The organism is Actinoallomurus sp. CA-142502, from assembly GCF_050936355.1.
Taxonomy (GTDB): domain Bacteria; phylum Actinomycetota; class Actinomycetes; order Streptosporangiales; family Streptosporangiaceae; genus Actinoallomurus; species Actinoallomurus iriomotensis.
This window is the reverse complement of the sequence record NZ_JBNJMY010000001.1, coordinates 2,434,398-2,453,966: the sequence shown is the minus strand read 5'-3', so window position 1 is coordinate 2,453,966 and position 19,569 is coordinate 2,434,398. Positions and strand designations below refer to the sequence as shown.

The following is a 19,569-nucleotide window of genomic DNA, read 5'->3' as shown; positions in this document are numbered from 1 at the left end:
CCCGGTGGCGACCCGCTACCGGGCGGCCAGCCGGTCGCCGAGTTCGCTGCGGCGGTACAGGACCTGCCGTCCGTCACGGGCCCGGGTGACCAGGCCCGTGGCGTACAGCACGCGCAGGTGCTGGGACACGGCGCTCGGGGTGACGCGGAGGCGGCGGGCGATCTCCACCGTGGGCAACGGTTCTTCGAGCAGTCCGAGCAGCCGTGCTCTCGACGAGCCGATAAGCGAGGCGAGAGCGGTCGCGTCGGCGGGAGGAGGCGCGGCCCACAGCGTCGCCACCCCGCGGCTGGGGTAGGCCAGCATCGGCGGTTCCTCCGGGCTCACCGGCGGTGCCGGCTGGTGAGAGAAGACGGACGGCACCAGCAGCAGCCCCCGTCCCGCCGCCGTGACCCGGTGCCGGCTGATCATCTTGTCGATGTGCAGCACTCCGTCGTGCCAGCGCAAATTCGGGTGCATGTCGGCGAACAGCAGCCGCGCGCCTCCGACGGCGAGCCGCCGCGCACGGTAGGTCATGTCCGCTTCCAGCACGAGCCGCATCCGCGGCCAGTCGGGCTCGATGGCGAGCTCCCAGTACCGCCGCAGGAGCGCGCAGATGGCGTCGCGGAGCGCGGCGACACGCGCGTCGTCGCCGTCAGTGGCCTCGCGCAGGGCCGCGGGCACCGGGTCCGGGGCGTGCGCGGCCAGCAGGTCCCGGCGGACCAGGTCCGGGTCGGTCCGGCGTACGACGGCCAGCTCGTCCTCGAACGCGGCCGCGAAGGTGACCGGCCGCGGGGTGAGGAAGTCGGGCAGGGTACGGCGCGGGCCGACCAGCGACATCAGCAGCTCCGTGTCGAGCACGCCGATCGCGGCGAGGACGAACCGGCGCCACGGCAGGTGCAGCGCGGACAGGCTCGGATCGCGGAGCACCCGGAGGCTGAGCACGGTCTCGTGCAGGGGCGAGAGGGCGAACCGGGTGTCGGCGAGGTCCTCGACACCCAGGACAAAGCTGATCATTAAGCCATACGCTACATCGATTGGCGGCGGGACGCCGGTGCCGTGGACTTCGGTCCATGACCGTTACCGATCGACGTTCGGCGGCCGTGCCGGACGAGGAACTCGCGCGAGTCCGGCTGAGCCGCCGGACGATCCTGCTCCTGCCCCCCACCTGCGGAGTGGCCGTCGGCAACACCTACCTCCCCTGGCGGCGGGACTCCGGTGCCGTGGACTTCGAACCATGACCGTTCCCGATCGACGTCCGGCGGCCGTGCCGGACGACGACCTCGCGCGAGTCCGGCTGAGCCGCCGGACGATCCTGCTCCTGGCCCTCACCTGCGGAGTGGCCGTCGGCAACATCTACTTCCCCCAGGCGATCAGCCCGTCGGTCGCCGCCGGCCTGCACATCGGCGCCGGCTCGGCCGCCCTGGTCGTGACCGCGACGCAGTTCGGCTACGCGGCCGGGATCTTCCTGCTCGTCCCGCTCGGCGACCGGCTGCCGCACCGGAGGCTGGTCGTCGCCCTCCTCGGCGTCACCGGGCTGGGGCTGCTGGGTGCGAGCGCGGCGCCCGCCCTTCCCGCTCTCGCCGGGGCGAGCGCGCTCATCGGCCTGGCGACGGTGGTGGCGCCGATCATCGGTCCGATGGCGGCCGGCCTGGTGCCGGAGGACCGTCGTGGAGTGGTCAGCGGCACGCTCCTGAGCGGCTCCATCGGCGGCATGCTGCTGTCCCGCACCCTCGGCGGGGTGCTGGGCGAGTGGCTGGGCTGGCGGGCCCCGTACCTGCTGGCCGCCGCGCTCACCCTGGTCCTGGCGGCGGTCCTAGGCCGGGCGCTGCCGCCGACGTCCCCGCCGTCGGGACAGCGGTACCCGGCGCTGCTGGCCGAGTCGCTGCGCCTCCTGCGCGCCGAGCCGGAGCTGCGCCGCTCCTGCTTCTACCAGGCCACGATCTTCGCCGGGTTCTCGGCCGTCTGGACCGGCGTCGCACTTCTGCTGACCGGCCCGGCGTACGGCCTGAGCATCCGGGCGGTCGGGGCGCTCGCCCTGGTCAACGCGGGGACCATGGTCTGCACGCCGGTCGCGGGACGCCTGGCCGACCGCCACGGGCCCGACGCGGTCAACCTCGTGTGCGTGCTCGGCGTCATCGTCGCGGCACTCGTCCTCGCGGGCGGCGGCCGGGGCGGGACGGTGGGCCTCACGGCACTCGTGCTGGGTTCGCTGTTGCTCGACGTCGCCATGCAGTCCGGGATGGTCGCCAACCAGGTACGGAACTACGCCCTGCGCGCCGAGGCCAGAAGCAGGGTCAACACCGCCTACATGACCTGCGCCTACCTCGGCGGCAGTGCGGGCTCCTGGCTCGGCGCCCGCGCCTACGGCCGGGCCGGGTGGTGGGGCGTGTGCGCGCTCGTCGCGCTGCTCGCCGTACTCGCCCTGATCCGTCACCTGGTGGCGCTGCGCGCCCGCGGGTCCGGGCTCGAAGGCGGCGTGGCAGGATCGGAGCGTGCCACGACGTCGACCGGCCGGTCACCCGGCGGAAGGTGAGGCTTGATGTCCCCGAAGATCGCGACCGCGGACAAGGTCGACCGCGACGCGCTGATCGACTTCCTCCGTCCGCGCCACCACGGGCTGCTCGCCACGACCCGCTCCAGCGGGCGGCCGCAGCTGTCGCCCGTGTCCTGTGGCGTCGACGGTGAGGGCCGCATCGTGGTCTCCACCTACCCCGAACGCGCCAAGGCCCGCAACGCGCGCCGCGACGAGCGGGTCTCGATCTGCGTGCTGTCCGACGACTGGAACGGTCCGTACGTCCAGGTGGACGGCAGCGCCGAGGTGCTCGACATGCCGGAGGCGGAGGACGCGTTCGTCGAGTACTACCGGAGCATCGCCGGGGAACATCCCGACTGGGACGAATACCGCCAGGCGATGCACCGCCAGAACAAGTCGCTGATCCGCATCACGATCGACACGTGGGGCCCGATCGCCACCGGTGGCTTCCCGCCCGGCCGCGTTTAGGGCGTCCGGCCGTCGTTGGTGGGAGGCGTGCTCCGCGCCGGAGACCACGAGCCGGCGCCGCCATGAGCGGCGGTCCGAAACGTGGTCACGAACAGCGCCTCGATGCTCTCGTCGTCGAGTCCGGCGCGGCGGGCACGAGCTGCTGGTACGGCGAGAGCCCGGACCTGGCCGGGGGCGGAACCGAGGCGGCCGCGTTCGCGCGTGCCGCCCGGTCACAGCAGGTCCGGGCCCGAATGACCGCTCAGGCCGGGGTCAGCGGCTCTCCATGATCATGCCGGCCGCGACGGTCGCGTTCGTCGCCTCGTCGATCAGGATGAAACCGCCGGTGGCGCGGTTGCGGCCGTACGCGTCGGCGAACAGCGGCTGGGTGACCCGCAGCGTCACCCGGCCGATCTCGTTGAGCTCCAGGCGTTCGGCGTCCTCGTGCCGGTGCAGGGTGTTCACGTCGAGCCGGTAGTGCAGGTCGCGGACCATCGCACGGGCCGTACGGGTCGTGTGCTTGATGACGAGCTTGGTCCGCGGTGTCAGGGTCCGCTCGTCGGACATCCAGCAGATCATCGCCTCGACGTCCTGCGTGACCTGCGGCTTGTTGTGCGGCCGGCAGATCATGTCGCCGCGGGAGATGTCGATGTCGTCCTCGAGCAGCAGCGTCACCGCCATCGGCGGGTAGGCCTCATCGACCGGGCCGTCGGCGGTGTCGATCCGCTTGATCCGCGTGGTCAGCCCCGACGGCAGGTGCATGACCTCGTCGCCCGGCTTGAGCACGCCGCCCGCGACCTGTCCGGCGTACCCGCGGTAGTCGTGCAGCTCCGGGTCGGTCGAGGCCTGGGGGCGGATGACGTACTGCACCGGGAACCGCACGTCGATGAGGTTGCGGTCGGAGGCGATGTGGAGGTTCTCCAGGTGGTGGAGCAGCGACGGCCCGTCGTACCAGGGCGTGTTCGCCGACCGCTCGACCACGTTGTCGCCGTGCAGCGCGGACATCGGGATGAACGTCAGGTCGCCGACCGACAGCTTGGCCGCGAACGAGGTGAAGTCGTCCTTGATCCGCTCGAACGTCTCCTGGTCGTAGTCGACCAGGTCCATCTTGTTGACCGCGAGCACGAGGTGCGGGACGCGCAGCAGAGTGGCGAGGAACGCGTGACGCCGCGACTGCTCCAGCAGGCCCTTCCGCGCGTCGATCAGGATGATCGCCAGGTCGGCCGTTGACGCGCCGGTCACCATGTTCCGGGTGTACTGGATGTGCCCCGGAGTGTCGGCGATGATGAACTTCCGCCTCGGCGTGGCGAAGTAGCGGTACGCCACGTCGATGGTGATGCCCTGCTCGCGCTCGGCGCGCAGGCCGTCGGTGAGCAGCGCGAGGTTGGTGTACTCCTCACCCCGGTCGCGGCTGGTGCGCTCGACCGCCTCGATCTGGTCCTCGAAGATCGACTTGGAGTCGTACAGCAGCCGCCCGATGAGCGTCGACTTTCCGTCGTCGACCGATCCAGCGGTGGCGAGCCGGAGAATGTCCATGCTCATGGTTAGAAGTACCCCTCGCGCTTGCGGTCCTCCATGGCGGCCTCGCTCGTACGGTCGTCGGCGCGGGTCTGGCCGCGCTCGGTGATCCGCGTCGCGGCGATCTCGGTGATCACCTCGTCGAGGCCGGTCGCGGTCGACTCGACGGCGCCGGTGCAGCTCATGTCGCCGACCGTGCGGTAGCGGACCATCGCCTCGAAGGCCGGCTCGTCGTCGCCGCGGTTCGAGAACGGGCTGTCGGCGAGGAGCATGCCGTCGCGCTCGAACACCGTGCGGCTGTGGGCGAAGTAGATGGAGGGGATCTCCAGCTTCTCGCGCTTGATGTAGTCCCAGATGTCCAGCTCGGTCCAGTTGGACAGCGGGAACACCCGGATGTGCTCACCCTGGCGGATGCGGGTGTTGTACAGGCTCCACAGCTCGGGCCGCTGGTTCTTGGGGTCCCACTGGCCGAAGTCGTCGCGGAAGGAGAAGACCCGCTCCTTGGCGCGCGCCTTCTCCTCGTCGCGCCGTGCACCGCCGAACGCGGCGTCGAAGCGGTGCTCCTCGATGGCGTCCAGGAGCGTCGTCGTCTGCAGCCGGTTGCGGCTCGCCCGCCGCCCGGTCTCCTCCACGACGCGGCCCTTGTCGATCGACTCCTGCACGGACGCGATGACGAGACGGACGCCCAGCTCGGCCACCCGGCGGTCGCGGAACTCGATGACCTCGGAGAAGTTGTGGCCGGTGTCGACGTGCATCACCGGAAAGGGGATCCGGGCCGGCCAGAAGGCCTTCTCGGCCAGGCGCAGCATGACGATGCTGTCCTTGCCGCCGGAGAAGAGCAGGACGGGCCGTTCGAACTCGGCCGCGACCTCGCGGACGATGTGGATCGACTCCGCTTCGAGTACGTCGAGCTGAGACGTCCGGTAGTCACGGGCGTCAGCTGTGCTGCGCTGCATCGCGTCAAGGCTCCCGGGTCGGTTCGTTACAGGACCGCCCGGATGCCGGCGAGCAGCGTCGGCGCCAGTTCCGGGTGGCAGACCAGAATATCCGGCAGAAGAGTGTCCTCTTCGTTGTAGGTCAGCGGTGACCCGTCGATCCGCGAGGCGTGGGCGCCGACCGCGTGGGCGACGGCGACCGGGGCGGCGGAGTCCCATTCGTACTGCCCGCCGGCGTGGACGTAGGCGTCGACGTCGCCGAGCAGCACCGCCGCGACCTTCGCCCCGGCCGATCCGATCGGCACCAGCTCGACGTCGGCGTCGAGGTGCTCGGCGAGGCGCGTGGCGAACTCCGGCGGACGGCTGCGGCTCACGGCGACCCGGATGTGGCCGGTGTCGACCTGGGAAAGCTCGATCGGCTCGGCGGTGGAGAGCGTACGGCCCTGCGACGGGAGCGCGACCGCGCCCGCCGCGAGCCCGCCGGTCGTGCCCTCGTCGCGCTGCCAGAGCGCGACGTGGACGGCCCAGTCTCCGCGACCCTCCTCGGCGTACTCGCGCGTGCCGTCGAGCGGGTCGACGATCCACACCCGCTCCGCCTCGAGGCGGGAGAGCTCGTCCTTGCCCTCCTCGCTGAGCACGGAGTCGCCGGGGCGCTGCCGCGCGAGCGCCTCGGTCAGGTAGACGTGGGACTCGCGGTCACCGGCGTCACGGAGAGCCTTGAGGTCACCGAAACCGCGGTCGGCGCGCAGCCGGAGCAGCAGCGCGCCCGCCTCGGTCGCGAGATCACGGGCGAGGGCATGATCGTCGTGCGTCACGTACTTCTCTCTACGTCAGTAGGCACCGGATCCTCGAGCCACCGCGGACCAGGTCTTCCACAGGATCTGCAGGTCGAGGGTGAGGGACCAGTTCTCGACATAACGCAGGTCCAGGCGGACCGATTCCTCCCACGATAGATCAGAGCGCCCGCTCACCTGCCACAGACCGGTCATGCCCGGGCGTACGACGAGCCGGCGGCGTACGTCGTCACCATACTGGGCGACCTCTTCGGGCAGCGGAGGGCGGGGGCCCACGAGGGACATGTCACCGCGCAGCACGTTGATCAGCTGGGGCAGCTCGTCGAGGGAGTACCGGCGCAGCCACCCGCCCGTGCGGGTGATCCGCGGGTCGTTCCTGATCTTGAAAAGAACGCCGTCGTGATCGTTGTACTGAACGAGGGCGGCCTTGCGCCGCTCGGCGTCCGAAACCATCGTGCGGAACTTCAGCACCGTGAACTCACGGCCGTCACGGCCGACCCGCACCTGCCGGAACAGCGCCGGGCCCTTGCTGTCGAGGCGGATCGCGACCGCGATGCAGGCCAGCACCGGCCACAGGAAGACGAGCGCGAGCCCCGCGCCGACCCGGTCGAAGGCGCTCTTGGCCACGCGACGGCCGCCGGACAGCTCCGGGTGCTCGACGTGCAGGAGCGGCAGGCCCGCCACCGGGCGGATCGAGGTGCGGGGACCGGCGACCTCCATCAGCGCGGGCGCGACGACGAGGTCGACGTCGTCCCTCTCGAGCTGCCAGGCGAGCCTCCGCAGCGCCACGCCGTCGAGCTCGGGGCAGGCCAGCACGGCGACCGTACAGGCGCGGATGCGTTCGACCACGGCCGCGACCTCGGTGAAGTCGCCGGCGACCGGCACCCCCTCGACCTCGGTGACGGCGTCGTCGCCCGTGGCGAGCATCGCCGGCAGGCACGCGGCGGCGATCTCCATGCCGTGGTAGGGCTCGCGGCGGAGCTGGCGGACCAGGTCGGCGACGGCGGCCCGGTGGCCGACGACCACGACGCGCCGCATGTACTGACCGGCCTTGCGCCGCCGGTGCAGCCGCTTGCGCAGCTGGTAGCGGCCGTACAGGCCGAAGCCGGTGGTCAGGGGCAGCGCCGCGATCACATAGCCGCGCGCCACCTCGGTCTTCGTCGCGTACGCCAGGATGGCGACGCTCGCGGTCAGGGCGAAGCCGGACCGCAGGATCCGGCGGAACTCCTCCGGCCCCACGCCGAACATCGGCTGTTCGTACCCACGGGCGAGGGCGAGCGCGCCGGTCCACAGGAACGGGAGGGCGAAGCTGAGCCCGATGTAGGGGGTGCTCCAGGGGTCGCCGAAGGAGGAGAAGCGGAATCTGATCACGAAGGCGATCAGGCCTCCGAGGAGCGCGGCGACGAAGTCGAGGCCGAAAGCCTGCCGGGCATAACGCGATGCCCAGGCCGTGACCTGTTCCCTGCTTCCGCCCACGGGCCGAGCCCTTGGCCGCGCCTCTTCGACGACCGCCATTTCACCCCTCGTCGAACGTCACTTTTACCTGTACAGATGCATGACGCTCGTTAGCCACCTGAGGTTCACGAGTTCGTTCTCGGTGTGGCACATATCCTAGAGTTCACTTCAGCCGCAGGAGCGAACATCGCCACCTTCGGCCACCTTGGCTCGCCAGAGCTCAGGGCTCGCCGTGGAAGGTGTTCTGCGCCCGGTCCAGGCCCTGCGTGACGAGCGCCTCGACGGCGTCCGCGGCACGGTCGGTGTTGAGGTCCAGCTCCTTGCGCTCGGCGGCGGAGAAGTCGCGCAGGACGAACGCCGCCGCGTCCATCCGGCCCGGAGGCCGCCCGATGCCGAACCGCACCCGCAGGTAGTCACGGCCGCCCAGACTTTTGGTGATCGAGCGCAGGCCGTTGTGACCGTTGTCCCCGCCGCCCCGCTTCAGGCGCAGGGTGCCGTACGGGATGTCGAGCTCGTCGTGGACGACGACGAGCCGCTCAAGCGGGATCTTGTAGAAGTCGCAGAGGGCCTTGACCGGCCCGCCGGACTCGTTCATGTACGACCGCGGCTTGGCGAGCACCACCCGGTGGCCGGCGAGCCGCCCCTCGACGACGTCGGCACGCGCACGGTGGGACTTGAACCGGCCGCCGACCGTGCCGGCCAGGACGTCGAGCACCATGAAGCCGGCGTTGTGCCGGTTGCCGGCGTAGCCGGTGCCGGGGTTGCCCAGGCCGACCAGAAGCCACGGCTCGTCCGAGGCCATCGTTCCTCCCGCCCCCATGGGAAAACGCGAAAGGCGCCCCGGAGGGGCGCCCGTCGCACTCGCAGTGCTTACTCCTCGCCGCCCTCGGGCTTGGCCTCGGACTCGGCACCCTCGCCCTCGGCGCCGCCCTCGGCGGCCTCACCCTCGAGCCCGGCCTCCATCTGCGCGGCGGTCGGCGCGGCGATGACGTGGAGGACGAGCGTGTCCTCCTCGGCGTCGAGCGTCGCGCCGCTCGGGAGCGGGAGGTCCTTGGCGAGCAGCTGGTCGCCGATGGCCATGCCCTCGACGTTGACCTCGATCGCCTGCGGGATGTGGGTGGCCTCGGCCTCGAGCGACACCTGGACGAGCTGCTGGTCGAGCATGCCGTCCGGCACGACGTCGCCGGTCACCTGGACCGGCACCTCGACGGTGACCTTCTCGCCGCGCTTGACGACGAGGAGGTCGACGTGCTCCAGGAAGCCCTTCAGAGGGTCACGCTGGACGTCCTTGGGCAGAGCCAGCTCGTCGCCGCCGTCGAGCCCCTGCAGGCGCAGCAGCGCGTTCGGGGTCTTCAGCGCGAGCATCAGCTCGTGGCCCGGCAGCGCGATGTGACGGGGGTCGGTGCCGTGGCCGTACAGGACGGCGGGCACCTTGCCGGCCCTGCGAGTGCGCCGCGCGGGGCCCTTGCCGAACTCGGTGCGGGGCTCGGCGGCGATGCGTACCTCGGACACGGCAAAACTCCTCGTTGGATCAAGCTAGTCAGTGCTACGTCGACGGGATCAGTCGAAATGTCGGTGCTCCGAGCGGCACGCGGACCAGGTCTGGTCGGCCGCGCGACACAGCGTCGGACGCACTCGGTCAATCAAGTCTAGCCGATCGTCCTTCCCATTCGTGCCGGGAGGCGTTCGTTGTCAGCTGTGGCCGCCGAACAGGCTGGTCACGGACCCGTCGCTGAACACCTCGTTGATCGCTCGGGCGATCAACGGGGCGATCGACAGGACCGTCAGCTTGTCGAACCGCTTGTTGTCCGGGATCGGCAGCGTGTTGGTGAGGACCACCTCGGAGATCCGGGAGTTCTTCAGCTTGTCCACCGCCGGCCCGGACAGCACGCCGTGCGTGGCGGCGACGACCACGCGGGCCGCACCCTCCTCGAACAGCGCCTCGGACGCCTTCACGATGGTGCCGCCGGTGTCGATCATGTCATCGACGACCACGCACGTGCGGCCCTCGACCTCGCCGACGACGTCGAAGACCTTGACCTCGTTGGCCACGTCGGGATCGCGGCGCTTGTGGATGATCGCCATCGGGCAGCCGCCGAGTTCGTCGCTCCACCGCTCGGCCACGCGCACCCGCCCGGCGTCGGGCGCCACGACGGACACGCCGTCGGTGTCGAGCTTCTCCTTGATGTAGTCGGTGAGCAACGGCAGCGCGAACAGGTGGTCCACGGGGCCGTCGAAGAAGCCCTGGATCTGCGCGGTGTGCAGGTCGACCGCCATGAGCCGGTCGGCGCCGGCGGTCTTGAACAGGTCCGCCATCAGCCGCGCGGAGATCGGCTCGCGGCCGCGGTGCTTCTTGTCCTGGCGGGCGTACCCGAAGAACGGGGCGACCACGGTGATCCGCTTGGCCGACGCGCGCTTCAGCGCGTCCACCATGATCAGCTGCTCCATGATCCACTGATTGATCGGCGCGGTGTGGCTCTGCAGGACGAACGCGTCGGATCCGCGGACCGACTCGTTGAAGCGGACGAACGTCTCACCGTTCGCGAAGTCGTACGCCGACGTGGGGGTCGGCTCGACGCCGAGCGCCTCGGCCACTTCCTCGGCCAGTTCGGGGTAGGCGCGGCCGGAGAAGAGCATCAGCTTCTTCTCACCCGTCGTTTTGATGCCGGTCACGGGGTCAGTCTCCTTGCTCTGCTCGTTCTTGCGCGCGCCGCGCGGCCTCCGCGGACGGAGTGCCCGGCCGCTTGCGCTCGACCCATCCCTCGACGTTGCGCTGGCGGGCCCGGGCGACGGCCATCGCCCCGGGGGGAACATCACCGGTGATCACCGAACCGGCCGCGGTGTAGGCGCCGTCGCCGATGTTCACCGGCGCGACGAGCATGTTGTCGCTGCCCACCTTCACGTGGTCGCCGACGACGCTCTTGCGCTTCTCGACACCGTCGTAGTTCACGAAGACGCAGGCCGCGCCGATGTTGGAGCCCGCGCCGATCTCGGCGTCGCCGACGTACGTCAGGTGCGGCACCTTGGTGCCCTCGCCCACCACGGCGTTCTTCATCTCGACGTACGTGCCCGCCTTGGCCCCGCGGGCCAGCTTCGTGCCCGGCCGCAGGTACGCGAACGGGCCGACGCTGACCTCCGGGCCGATCTCGGCGCCTTCGCAGACGGCGTTCACGACGACGGCGTCCTCGCCGACCGTGGTGTCCGTGAGGGTGCAGCCGGGGCCCACCCGCGCCCCGGCCGCGACGTGCGTGGTGCCGCGCAGCTGGGTGCCCGGCTCGATCACCGCGTCCGGCTCGATCATCACCTGGACGTCGACCCAGGTGGACATCGGGTCGACGATCGTCACACCCTGGCGCATGTGCGCCTCGAGGACGCGGTCGTTGAGCAGCCGCCGGGCCTCGGCGAGCTGCACCCGGTCGTTGACGCCGAGGGGGCCGAGCCAGTGGCGGTCCAGCGCGCCGCCGACACGGTGACCCGAGTCGCGCAGGATGGTGACGACGTCGGTGAGGTACTCCTCGCCCTTCGCGTTGTCGGTGGTCACCTGCTTGAGGGCGGCGCCGAGCAGGGCGCCGTCGAAGGCGTACATGCCGACGTTGATCTCGGTGATGGCGCGCTGGGCGGCGTCGGCGTCCTTCTCCTCGACGATCGCGCTCACCGAGCCGTCGGCGGCACGGATCATGCGCCCGTAACCGGTCGGGTCGGGCAGGTCGGCGGTCAGGATCGTCGCGGCGTTGCCCTCGCCCTCGTGCACCGCCAGGAGTTCGTGGAGCACGTCGCCCCGCAGGAGAGGGGCGTCGCCGTTGAGCACGAGCACGGTGCCGTCGATCGAGCCGACGGCCTCCAGCGCCATGCGCACGGCGTGGCCGGTGCCGTTCTGCTCCGCCTGGAGCACCGGTCGCGCCCCGGGCCAGTCGGCCTCCAGATGCGCGATCACCTTCTGCCGGCCGTGGCCGACGACGACCAGGAGCCGCTCGGGCTCGAGTTCGCGCGAGGCCGCGAGGACGTGGCCCACCATGGTGCGCCCGCCGAGCTCGTGCAAGACCTTCGGCACCTTGCGGGACTTCATTCTCGTGCCCTCGCCTGCGGCCAGGACGATGACAGCAGCCGGACGGATCGCGCTCACGTATGGAGGCCCTTCGGCATCGCGGACGGGTACGCGTCGGGGCAGAGAGCCGGTCCCCGTCAGAGGCGTTCTACGGGGTCAGGCGACCTTCGGACGGCAGCAGCGATCAGCCCGGCCGTCCCCTGCCCGACACCCGAAGAATACCGCTGGGGTGATGACCGGGATGCAGGTCGGGGGTGGCGTTCCCACCTGGCCCAAAGTGCCATAGGGGATTCGACGGACGTCACCGTCAGCTCCGGCGCCTGGACTCGAACCAGGAACAAAGGGACCAAAACCCTCCGTGTTGCCGATTACACCACGCCGGACCGCACGAGGCTCTCCAGTCGTCCGAGGCCCCCGGTCGATCGTCCACGATACCGGTCCATCGCCCCACGCAGGACGGATAAAGACGGCGTCATGTCCGATAAAGCCGGTCTTGCCACTCGGTAACCGCTGTGTGACCAACGCGACAGGTTTGGTCGAATTCTACGGGGCATCTTGCATAACCTACGCCGCCGTAGGTTACGGTTGCGTAGCCGTAAGTTCTCAGCTGGCAGGAGGAAACCGCATGACCATAGCCCCGGCAGGAGCACCGTCCGCCACCGCTAGGCCGCAGGCCAGACCCGAAATCGAACCCGACCCCAAGGGCACGTTTGAGAAGGTCCTGATGGGCGTTTTCATCGCGGTCCCGCTTCTCGCCGTGGTGGCGGCCGTGCCGTTCGCATGGGGCTGGGGGCTCGGCTGGACCGACCTGGCGATCATGTTCGTGATGTACGGCGTCTCCGGTCTCGGAGTCACCGTCGGATACCACCGGCACTTCACGCACGGCTCGTTCAAGGCGAAGCGTCCGCTGCGCATCGCCATGGCCATCGCCGGTGGCCTGTCCATCGAGATGAGCGTGATCGACTGGGTGGCCGTGCACCGGCGCCACCACAAGTACTCCGACCAGGAGAACGACCCGCACTCGCCCTGGCGCTTCGGTAACGACTGGCGCGCCCTCACCAAGGGTCTGGTCTGGGCGCACATGGGCTGGCTGTTCGACAGCCGCCGTACGTCGCCGCAGAAGTTCTGCCCCGACCTGGTGGCCGACAAGGACATGCGGCGGATCAGCCGCTTCTTCCCCGGCCTGGTGGCCATCTCGCTGTTGCTGCCCGCCGCGCTCGGCGGCCTGCTGACCATGTCCTGGTGGGGCGCCCTGACCGGCTTCTTCTGGGGCGCGCTCGTACGGGTCAGCCTTCTGCACCACGTCACCTGGTCCATCAACTCCATCTGCCACGCCATGGGCGAGGAGGAGTTCGAGGCGCGTGACAAGTCCCGCAACGTGTGGTGGCTGGCGATCCCGTCGTTCGGCGAGTCGTGGCACAACCTCCACCACGCCGACCCGACCTGCGCCCGGCACGGGGTGCTCCCCGGCCAGCTCGACAGCAGCGCCCGTACGATCTGGCTCTTCGAGAAGCTCGGCTGGGCCTGGGACGTGCGGTGGCCGACCCCGGAGCGGCTCGCCGCGAAGCGGATATCGTAGCTGACCGGCCCGACTCTGCGGCGGGCGGCCGGTTGCGGCCGCCCGGCGCACGCGCAAGGTGCTCCGGCATCCCGTGAGCAGGGCTCATCCGGTCGATCCCCCCACACGTACGGCACCGCCGGCGGTTCCGCGTTCCCGAGCCGCCCGGCCAGGAGAAAGCGTGACCGTCACAATTGATGATGTGAGCGAACCCCCCAAATCCCGTCGCAAGCGCATGACGGGCAAAGAGAGACGGGAGCAACTGCTCGACATAGGCCGGACCCTCTTCGCCGAACGCGGCTTCGACGGCACCTCCATCGAAGAGATCGCCACCGTGGCCGGGGTCTCCAAACCCGTCGTGTACGAGCACTTCGGCGGCAAGGAGGGCCTGTACGCGGTCGTGGTCGACCGCGAGATGGCGAACCTCCTCGACATGGTCACCAAGTCCCTCGTCGGAGGACATCCCCGGCAGAAGATCGAGCGCGCGGCGCTGGCCCTGCTGGAGTACATCGAGGACAGCAGCCAGGGCTTCCGCATCCTCGTCCGCGACTCGCACGCGGCATCGGCGACGGGCACGTTCGCCAGCCTGCTGAGCGACATCGCGAACCAGGTCGAGCACATTCTCGGCGACGAGTTCAAGGACAAGGGCTACGACCCGAAGGCCGCGCCCCTGTACGCCCAGGCCCTCATCGGCATGGTCGCCATGACCGGGACGTACTGGCTGGACGTGCGCAAGCCCAAGCGCGAGGAGGTCGCCGCCCACCTGGTCAACCTGGCGTGGAACGGCCTGTCCGGGCTGGAGCCCAAGCCGTACCTGACCACCGACCACAAGGCCCGCCAGAAGGATCTGAAGGCGAAGGCCAAGGAGGCGGCGAAAGAAGCGGCGAAGGAGGCCAAGGAGTCGGCCCGCGCCGCCCGGCGGACCAGCCCCGAGCCGGGCACCGTCTGACTCAGCGTAGCCGTACTGTCACACCCTCCCCCTATCGTGCGAGGCATGAATTCCAGGGAGAGGACGGCACATGTGGCACGGCGATCCCGGCTTCGGGCGGCGGCGCGCCGGCCGGGCGGAGACGGACCGTTCCGTCGACGCGCGGCGGGCCCGCCGGGCCCACGACAACACGGCGGACTCCCGCGCGAGGCGGTTCACCGAGGGCCTCGAGGACGCGATTTCGGGCCTCGGGGGCGGCTGCTTCGAGCACGCCGGCCACAAGGCCGACCACGTCGAGGAGTTACGTCGCGTGCTCGGCCTTCTCCTCGACGTGCTGGCCGACTGGGAGATGCTCGCCGCGCGGCCCGGTGAGCGGCTGGAGTAGCTCCAGCCGGTTGCCGGCCGGGTCGTCGACGTAGAAGCGCCGAAAGCCGGGCAGCAGGTCGTCGGGCCGCACCTCATGGCCTGCCGCCCGGAGCCGGCCCGCCATGTCGTCGAGATCCCGCACGAGGATGCCGGGATGCGCCTTGCGCGCCGGCCGGAAGTCCTCTTCGACGCCGATGTGGATCTCGATGCCGGGCCCGCCGAACCACACCCCGCCCCGGGCGGCCAGGACGGGCGGCTTGGGCAGTTCGGTGAGCCCGAGCACACCGGCGTAGAACTCCCGCATGCCCGGCTCGCAGCCGGGCGGCGCGGCGAGCTGCACGTGGTGGATCCCGAGCAAGGTCATCGCACCGACCCTCCCTTTCCGCATGGCCCCTCACGCACGGGCGTCACGGCAAGCCGCATGCACTGAGACCCGGCCGGGGTCCTCACGCCGGCTTCCTCTGCCCGCCTGACTCCTCGTGTGCCGGCGGCGCGGACGCGACGACGAAGATCCGGCGGAAGGGGAAGATCGTGCCGTGCGGACCGGGCGGGTACGCCTCACGGAGGCGAGCCGACAGCTCCGCGACGAACTCCTCGCGTTCGTCCTCCCGCTTCAACGCGTCGAACGCCGGTCGCAGCGCCGTGCCCTTCATCCACTCGAGCACCGGATCGTTCCCGTGCAGCACCTGGATGTAGGTCGTCTCCCACGCGTCCACCTCACAACCGAGGTCGCTGAGCAGCCGGAAGTACTCCGCGGGCGTACTGACGACGTCGTGCCGGTTGACGCCGGCCAGCCGGTCCCGCCAGCGAGGCGACTCGCACAGCTCCCGCAGGATGCGATGGCTGTCCTGGTCGAAGTTCCCGGGCATGCTGAACGCCAGCCGCCCACCGGGAGCCAGCGCCCCGACCCACCGCGCCAGCAGGTCCTGGTGCCCGGGCACCCACTGAAAGGCCGCGTTGGAGAAGATCACGTCCACGGGCCGCGACGGCGCCCAGGCGTCGATGTCCCCGACCGAGAACGCCAACGATCCGCTGCCGGAAGGCGAGTGATCGAGTGGCAGGCGCCGGGCCTCGGCGATCATCTGTTCGGAGCTGTCGATGCCCTCGATGACGGCGTTCGGCCATCGGACGGCCAGGTCGGCCGTGCGCTCGCCGGGGCCGCAGCCCAGGTCCACCACGTACGCCGGCTCCTCGACGTCCACCCGGGCGAGCAGCTCGTAGAAGGGGCGGGCGCGGTGAGAGGAGTACGCCCGATACTGGTGCGGGTTCCAAATATCTCTTGACATCGAGATAAAGCATGCTGGCTAGATATCTCGATGTCAAGACAGGTAAGGTGATCGACCATGGAGGACGAGGTCGATCGCCTGGTCGCGGCCTGGCGCACGGAGCGGCCAGACCTCGACACCGAGCCCCTGCACGTCCTCAGCCGCGTGTCGCGGCTCGCTCGGCACCTCGACCGTGCGCGCCGGGCCGTGTTCGCCGCGCATGACATGGAGTCCTGGGAGTTCGACGTGCTGACCGCGCTGCGCCGCGCCGGCCCACCGTACGAGCTGAGTCCCGGCCGTCTCCTGCGCGCCACGCTCGTCACCTCCGGCACGATGACCAACCGGATCGACCGGCTGGAGAGCGCCGGGCTGGTCAGCCGCAATCCCGACCCGCAGGACAAACGCGGTGTGCTCGTACGCCTGACGGACGCCGGCCGTACCCGCGTCGACGCCGCCTTCGCCGACCTCATCGACCGCGAACGCGACCTGCTCGGCTCCCTCACCGCCGACGAACGCCGCACACTCGCCGGCCTGCTGCGTTCGCTCCTCGCCCCCTTCGACGCCGACCCCGCGAACTAGGGGTCTCCGGGACACAGCGGGTGCGACCTGTGGTGTCCTACGCTGACCTCTGTGTCAGAGGTGATCGATTACGGACGGTTCGCCGAGCGCCTGCGGCAGGTCATGCCCCGGTGGGAGGACCGCGACCGCATGTCCTCCGAGGAGTTCGCCGCCCATCTGGCGGACACCGGTCCGCGCTGGGAGCTGCTCCGCGCCTTCCAGGAGGAGTGGGGGTACGAGCCGCCCGGCGGAGAGCCTCGCTGGCCGCGCTGGTCGGAGGACGAGCACCGGGCGTACGTCCGCCGCCTCAAGGAGGAGACGACCGGCGAGGAGGAGGACGCGCTCGCCGGCGTCGACCTGGCCCTCCCGATCCCGGCGGCCCTGGACGAGTGGTGGGACCTGCCGTTCAACTCCTTCACCTACCGGCCGCGGCTGTACTGGACCAACCCGGAGTGGCCGCCGACCGTACGGCCCGACCCGACGGGCTACGGCGCCTCGGACGGGCTGCCGCCGGACAACCCGTTCGTCGGGCCGGCCGCCGACCACCGGGTCTGCGTGTTCAAGGCGGAGTACCAGTACTGCAACGAGTGGGGCTACCTCGCCGCCGAGGCCGCCCAGGCCGACCCGAGGGTCGTCGTCAGCACCGAGGACGGCTGGGTGGTGCAGTCCGGGTCGATCTCGGAGTTCTTCCTGCAGCTGGCCCTGATGCGGCTGCCCGGACACTTCGGCTGGACCGTGCGCCTCTACGAAGCGGGGCCCGACGTCGAAGAACGGGTCCGCGAGAACTTTCCCGCCATGGGCCTGCCGCCCTGGCGTGAGCTGGGCAGCCGGACGATCGCCTACGGCGCGCCCGACGCGATCGTCTACCTGGACGGAGGGGGCTACGCCGACTTCGGGCTCGTCGTGCACGCCCGGAGCCGTACCGCCCTGGAGGAGGTCGCCCGGACCCTCGGCGTGGACTGGAGCGAGGAGATCGAGTCGCCGGAGGCCGACCGGCCCGAGCCCGGCCCGCCGCCGCTCTCGCTCAAGGCGGGCGACGCCGACGCCGACGGGCGGTGGACCGTCGAGAGCGTCTCCGACGCGCCGTACCCGCCGGGAGAGGAGACCGTGCCGCCCGCCGAGATCCTCGGCACCGGCCGGCCGGACGGCGTCACGGTCTGGGCCGAGGAGCCCGGTACGGGGGTGGTCGCCGGCGACCAGGCCGGCGGCGTGCACCTGTGGCCGGTCTCCCGTCCGGAGGCCGCCGCGGACGCGGAAGCCGCGAGCGACGGCGCCGTGCCGGAGCCGGTGCCGCTTCACCGTTCGGCGCACGACGCGCCGGTGACCGCGGTGGCCGGCCGTCGGTTCGAGCACCTCGGCGTCACCGTGGTGAGCGGCGACTCGGACGGACTGGTCGGCCTCTGGCTACTCGACGGCGACTGGGGCCCGACCGAGATCGCCCGCCACGACGGAAAGGTGGTCGGCGTCGGCACCGAGTGCCTGGAGACCGGGCCGGCGCTCGCCGCGGCCTGGAGCACCGGCACCGTACGGCTGTGGGACATCGGTTCGGGCCTCAACACGATCCTGGAGCTGGGGACCGGTATCGAGGCGCTGCGTCTGGACCCGGAGGGCACCATCACCGTCGGCGGTCCGACCGGCAGCGCCATAGTGCGCCTCGACGTCGATCGCCTGTGGCCGCGGCGGGACCTCACCGCGGCCGTCCACCGGTTCGACTGGGACCAGCTCGAATGCGTGACCGGCCCGGCCGGCGCCGTTCCCGACCTGCTCCTGACGATCGTGGACTCGGACGACGCCGCGGCCGCCGAGGGCATGCTCGCCGACCTGCGGGCGATGCTGTACGAGGGCGCCAGGGTCTTCTCGGCGACGGTCGTCGCCCTTCCGTGCCTGCTCATGATGGTCGGTGAGGAGGACAGTCTCGTCCGCCTGCCGTTGCTGGACCTGGCCGGAGAGATCGTGCGGGCCGCCTCCGAACCGGCCGCCGCGGACGAGGAGGCCCGTCGCTGGGCCGGGCACACCCGTTCGGCCCTGGAGAACTGCGTGCCGGCGCTGTACGTGCTGATGGACGCCGACGACCCGGCCGTCCGGGCGGCGTCGGCGCTGTTGCTGTCGGAGGTGCCGGAGGCGCGGCCCGATGACGGCACCGACCCGCTGTCGGAGCTGGTGGCGCGGATCGAGGAGGAGACCGAGGTCGAGGCCCTGGCCGGCCTCGTGGTCGCCGCCGCACGCGTCGCCGAGGCGCGTGTCGGCTCACCGCCGGCGGTGTTCTCCCGGCTGCTCGCCGAGTCGGGGCATCGCGAGGTACGGGCGGCGGCCGCGGCGGCGCTCCTGCGGTGTGGGGCGGCCGGCGGAGTGGCCGGCCGTACGGTCGCGGAGGCCATCGACCGGGAACTCGCCGCGCCGGAGTCGGCCCTGGACCGCCCGCTACGCGTCATCGGCCTGACACGTTCCTCGTTCCTGCGCGACACCCGGTAGCGCAGACCCGCCCTGCTCTCGGCGGGCCTTGAGATCGGCCGGTGAGGGTCGCCGTCCGCTCCGTTCCGGCGGGCGCCTCGTCGTCTTCGGACGGTAGCGGTCCGCGCCGCGCGTCACAGCAGGGTCTCCTGGCCTCCGTCGTAGACGATCAGGCCGTCGTCGCGGAGTCGGGCGCCGGGGGGTGGTTCGTGGTGAGTGAGGCGGCCGTCGTGCATCAGGTGTTCGACTCGGACGCCGCGGGTCAGGACGAGGAAGTCGGCGATCATCCGGCGGTGGCAGCGCCACCAGACGGATTCGCTGCACATCACCGTCTGTTCGCCCGCGAAGGCGAGCAACGCGTCGATCGCGGTGGTGAACTCCGGCGTGCGCATGTGCGCCGCGTAACCGCGGAACATCTCCTCCCGCCAGAAGACGTCCGGCGAGTCGGGCGGAGGCCGCCGGAATCCGCCGAGGCGCTTGTCCCAGCGGTACCCGATGCCGCTCTCGGGCAGCCAGGACTCCAGTGACGTCCGGGCGACGTGCGGGTTGCGGCGGCTGCCCGGCGCCGTACGGACGTCGACCACCAGTTCCACGCCGGCGCCCCGCAGCAGCCCGGTGATCTCCTCCTTCGACGCCGTTCCATGGCCGAACGTCCGGACGGTACGCATCAGCGCGACACCACCTCACTCAGTGCGGCGTCTCCCTAACGTTCCCGGCTCGCGTCTCCCTACGCGGCG

The 19,569-nt window shown here is 70.9% G+C and carries 21 protein-coding genes and 1 tRNA gene; 9 read left to right on the top strand and 13 right to left on the bottom strand.

From position 1 onward, the window contains the following. Window positions 1–15: 15 nt before the first annotated feature. A complete protein-coding gene (locus ACQEV1_RS12000) occupies window positions 16–993 on the bottom strand; it encodes a helix-turn-helix domain-containing protein (RefSeq protein WP_433393723.1) in 978 nt (325 codons plus the stop codon). Between the two features lie 56 nt (window positions 994–1,049). Here ACQEV1_RS12000 and ACQEV1_RS11995 point away from each other — a divergent pair, with 56 nt between their 5' ends. From ACQEV1_RS11995 to ACQEV1_RS11980, 4 genes are all read left to right on the top strand, one after another. After that, a complete protein-coding gene (locus tag ACQEV1_RS11995; protein WP_433393721.1) occupies window positions 1,050–1,217 on the top strand; it encodes a hypothetical protein in 168 nt (55 codons plus the stop codon). After that, window positions 1,214–2,512 carry an MFS transporter gene (locus tag ACQEV1_RS11990; RefSeq protein WP_433393719.1) on the top strand — a complete coding sequence of 433 codons (1,299 nt, stop codon included), beginning with the start codon at window positions 1,214–1,216 and terminating at the stop codon, window positions 2,510–2,512. Before ACQEV1_RS11995 ends, ACQEV1_RS11990 begins: the two co-directional genes overlap by 4 nt. A 6-nt stretch (window positions 2,513–2,518) precedes the next feature. Further along, complete coding sequence (locus ACQEV1_RS11985) at window positions 2,519–2,980, top strand: PPOX class F420-dependent oxidoreductase (RefSeq protein WP_285618748.1); 462 nt, start codon at window positions 2,519–2,521, stop codon at window positions 2,978–2,980. A gap of 62 nt (window positions 2,981–3,042) precedes the next feature. Further along, the gene (locus tag ACQEV1_RS11980) at window positions 3,043–3,249 is read left to right on the top strand and encodes a hypothetical protein (protein WP_433393717.1); all 207 of its coding nucleotides are present in this window, start codon (window positions 3,043–3,045) and stop codon (window positions 3,247–3,249) included. Here the strand turns inward: ACQEV1_RS11980 and cysN are convergent. From cysN to ACQEV1_RS11935, 9 genes are all read right to left on the bottom strand, one after another. Continuing rightward, a complete protein-coding gene (gene cysN, locus ACQEV1_RS11975; RefSeq protein WP_285618753.1) occupies window positions 3,233–4,501 on the bottom strand; it encodes a sulfate adenylyltransferase subunit CysN in 1,269 nt (422 codons plus the stop codon). The two genes, ACQEV1_RS11980 and cysN, sit on opposite strands and share 17 nt — an antisense overlap. A gap of 2 nt (window positions 4,502–4,503) precedes the next feature. Next, window positions 4,504–5,433 carry a sulfate adenylyltransferase subunit CysD gene (gene cysD / locus ACQEV1_RS11970; protein WP_285571225.1) on the bottom strand — a complete coding sequence of 310 codons (930 nt, stop codon included), beginning with the start codon at window positions 5,431–5,433 and terminating at the stop codon, window positions 4,504–4,506. Between the two features lie 26 nt (window positions 5,434–5,459). Beyond that, the gene (locus ACQEV1_RS11965; RefSeq protein ID WP_285618755.1) at window positions 5,460–6,227 is read right to left on the bottom strand and encodes a 3'(2'),5'-bisphosphate nucleotidase CysQ; all 768 of its coding nucleotides are present in this window, start codon (window positions 6,225–6,227) and stop codon (window positions 5,460–5,462) included. Window positions 6,228–6,242: 15 nt separating this feature from the next. Then, the gene (locus ACQEV1_RS11960) at window positions 6,243–7,721 is read right to left on the bottom strand and encodes a sugar transferase (RefSeq protein ID WP_285618757.1); all 1,479 of its coding nucleotides are present in this window, start codon (window positions 7,719–7,721) and stop codon (window positions 6,243–6,245) included. 160 nt (window positions 7,722–7,881) lie between these two features. Continuing rightward, entirely contained in the window at window positions 7,882–8,463 is a 582-nt protein-coding gene (pth, locus tag ACQEV1_RS11955) for an aminoacyl-tRNA hydrolase (RefSeq protein WP_433393714.1), read from the bottom strand. A gap of 68 nt (window positions 8,464–8,531) precedes the next feature. Continuing rightward, window positions 8,532–9,173: a 50S ribosomal protein L25/general stress protein Ctc gene (locus ACQEV1_RS11950; protein WP_285618759.1), complete on the bottom strand. Its 642-nt coding sequence runs from the start codon at window positions 9,171–9,173 to the stop codon at window positions 8,532–8,534. 180 nt (window positions 9,174–9,353) lie between these two features. Continuing rightward, a complete protein-coding gene (locus ACQEV1_RS11945) occupies window positions 9,354–10,334 on the bottom strand; it encodes a ribose-phosphate diphosphokinase (protein ID WP_285571239.1) in 981 nt (326 codons plus the stop codon). A 4-nt stretch (window positions 10,335–10,338) separates the two neighbouring features. Beyond that, window positions 10,339–11,784, bottom strand: a complete 1,446-nt coding sequence (gene glmU / locus ACQEV1_RS11940; protein ID WP_433393711.1) for a bifunctional UDP-N-acetylglucosamine diphosphorylase/glucosamine-1-phosphate N-acetyltransferase GlmU — start codon at window positions 11,782–11,784, stop codon at window positions 10,339–10,341. A gap of 233 nt (window positions 11,785–12,017) precedes the next feature. Next, window positions 12,018–12,089 (bottom strand) — tRNA-Gln (locus tag ACQEV1_RS11935). A 242-nt stretch (window positions 12,090–12,331) separates the two neighbouring features. Here ACQEV1_RS11935 and ACQEV1_RS11930 point away from each other — a divergent pair. The 3 genes from ACQEV1_RS11930 (at window position 12,332) to ACQEV1_RS11920 (ending at window position 14,577) form a co-directional block, all read left to right on the top strand. Further along, on the top strand, window positions 12,332–13,285 hold the full coding sequence (locus ACQEV1_RS11930; protein WP_285618762.1) for an acyl-CoA desaturase: 954 nt from the start codon (window positions 12,332–12,334) through the stop codon (window positions 13,283–13,285). A 181-nt stretch (window positions 13,286–13,466) separates the two neighbouring features. Continuing rightward, window positions 13,467–14,213 (top strand): TetR/AcrR family transcriptional regulator, encoded by a 747-nt coding sequence (locus tag ACQEV1_RS11925; RefSeq protein WP_433393709.1) that lies wholly within the window; start codon window positions 13,467–13,469, stop codon window positions 14,211–14,213. 70 nt (window positions 14,214–14,283) lie between these two features. After that, the gene (locus tag ACQEV1_RS11920) at window positions 14,284–14,577 is read left to right on the top strand and encodes a hypothetical protein (RefSeq protein WP_433393707.1); all 294 of its coding nucleotides are present in this window, start codon (window positions 14,284–14,286) and stop codon (window positions 14,575–14,577) included. Here the strand turns inward: ACQEV1_RS11920 and ACQEV1_RS11915 are convergent. Next, complete coding sequence (locus tag ACQEV1_RS11915) at window positions 14,494–14,922, bottom strand: glyoxalase (protein ID WP_285618767.1); 429 nt, start codon at window positions 14,920–14,922, stop codon at window positions 14,494–14,496. The two genes, ACQEV1_RS11920 and ACQEV1_RS11915, sit on opposite strands and share 84 nt — an antisense overlap. 82 nt (window positions 14,923–15,004) lie before the next feature. Continuing rightward, the gene (locus ACQEV1_RS11910) at window positions 15,005–15,844 is read right to left on the bottom strand and encodes a trans-aconitate 2-methyltransferase (RefSeq protein ID WP_433393705.1); all 840 of its coding nucleotides are present in this window, start codon (window positions 15,842–15,844) and stop codon (window positions 15,005–15,007) included. 57 nt (window positions 15,845–15,901) lie between these two features. Between ACQEV1_RS11910 and ACQEV1_RS11905 the strand changes: the two genes are divergently transcribed. Both ACQEV1_RS11905 and ACQEV1_RS11900 read left to right on the top strand, forming a co-directional pair. Then, window positions 15,902–16,402: a MarR family winged helix-turn-helix transcriptional regulator gene (locus ACQEV1_RS11905; protein WP_285571257.1), complete on the top strand. Its 501-nt coding sequence runs from the start codon at window positions 15,902–15,904 to the stop codon at window positions 16,400–16,402. Window positions 16,403–16,453: 51 nt separating this feature from the next. After that, window positions 16,454–18,853 carry a hypothetical protein gene (locus tag ACQEV1_RS11900; RefSeq protein WP_433393703.1) on the top strand — a complete coding sequence of 800 codons (2,400 nt, stop codon included), beginning with the start codon at window positions 16,454–16,456 and terminating at the stop codon, window positions 18,851–18,853. Between the two features lie 113 nt (window positions 18,854–18,966). Here ACQEV1_RS11900 and ACQEV1_RS11895 read toward each other — a convergent pair whose 3' ends face one another. After that, window positions 18,967–19,500 carry a DUF488 domain-containing protein gene (locus tag ACQEV1_RS11895; RefSeq protein WP_285618772.1) on the bottom strand — a complete coding sequence of 178 codons (534 nt, stop codon included), beginning with the start codon at window positions 19,498–19,500 and terminating at the stop codon, window positions 18,967–18,969. Window positions 19,501–19,569: the final 69 nt, after the last annotated feature.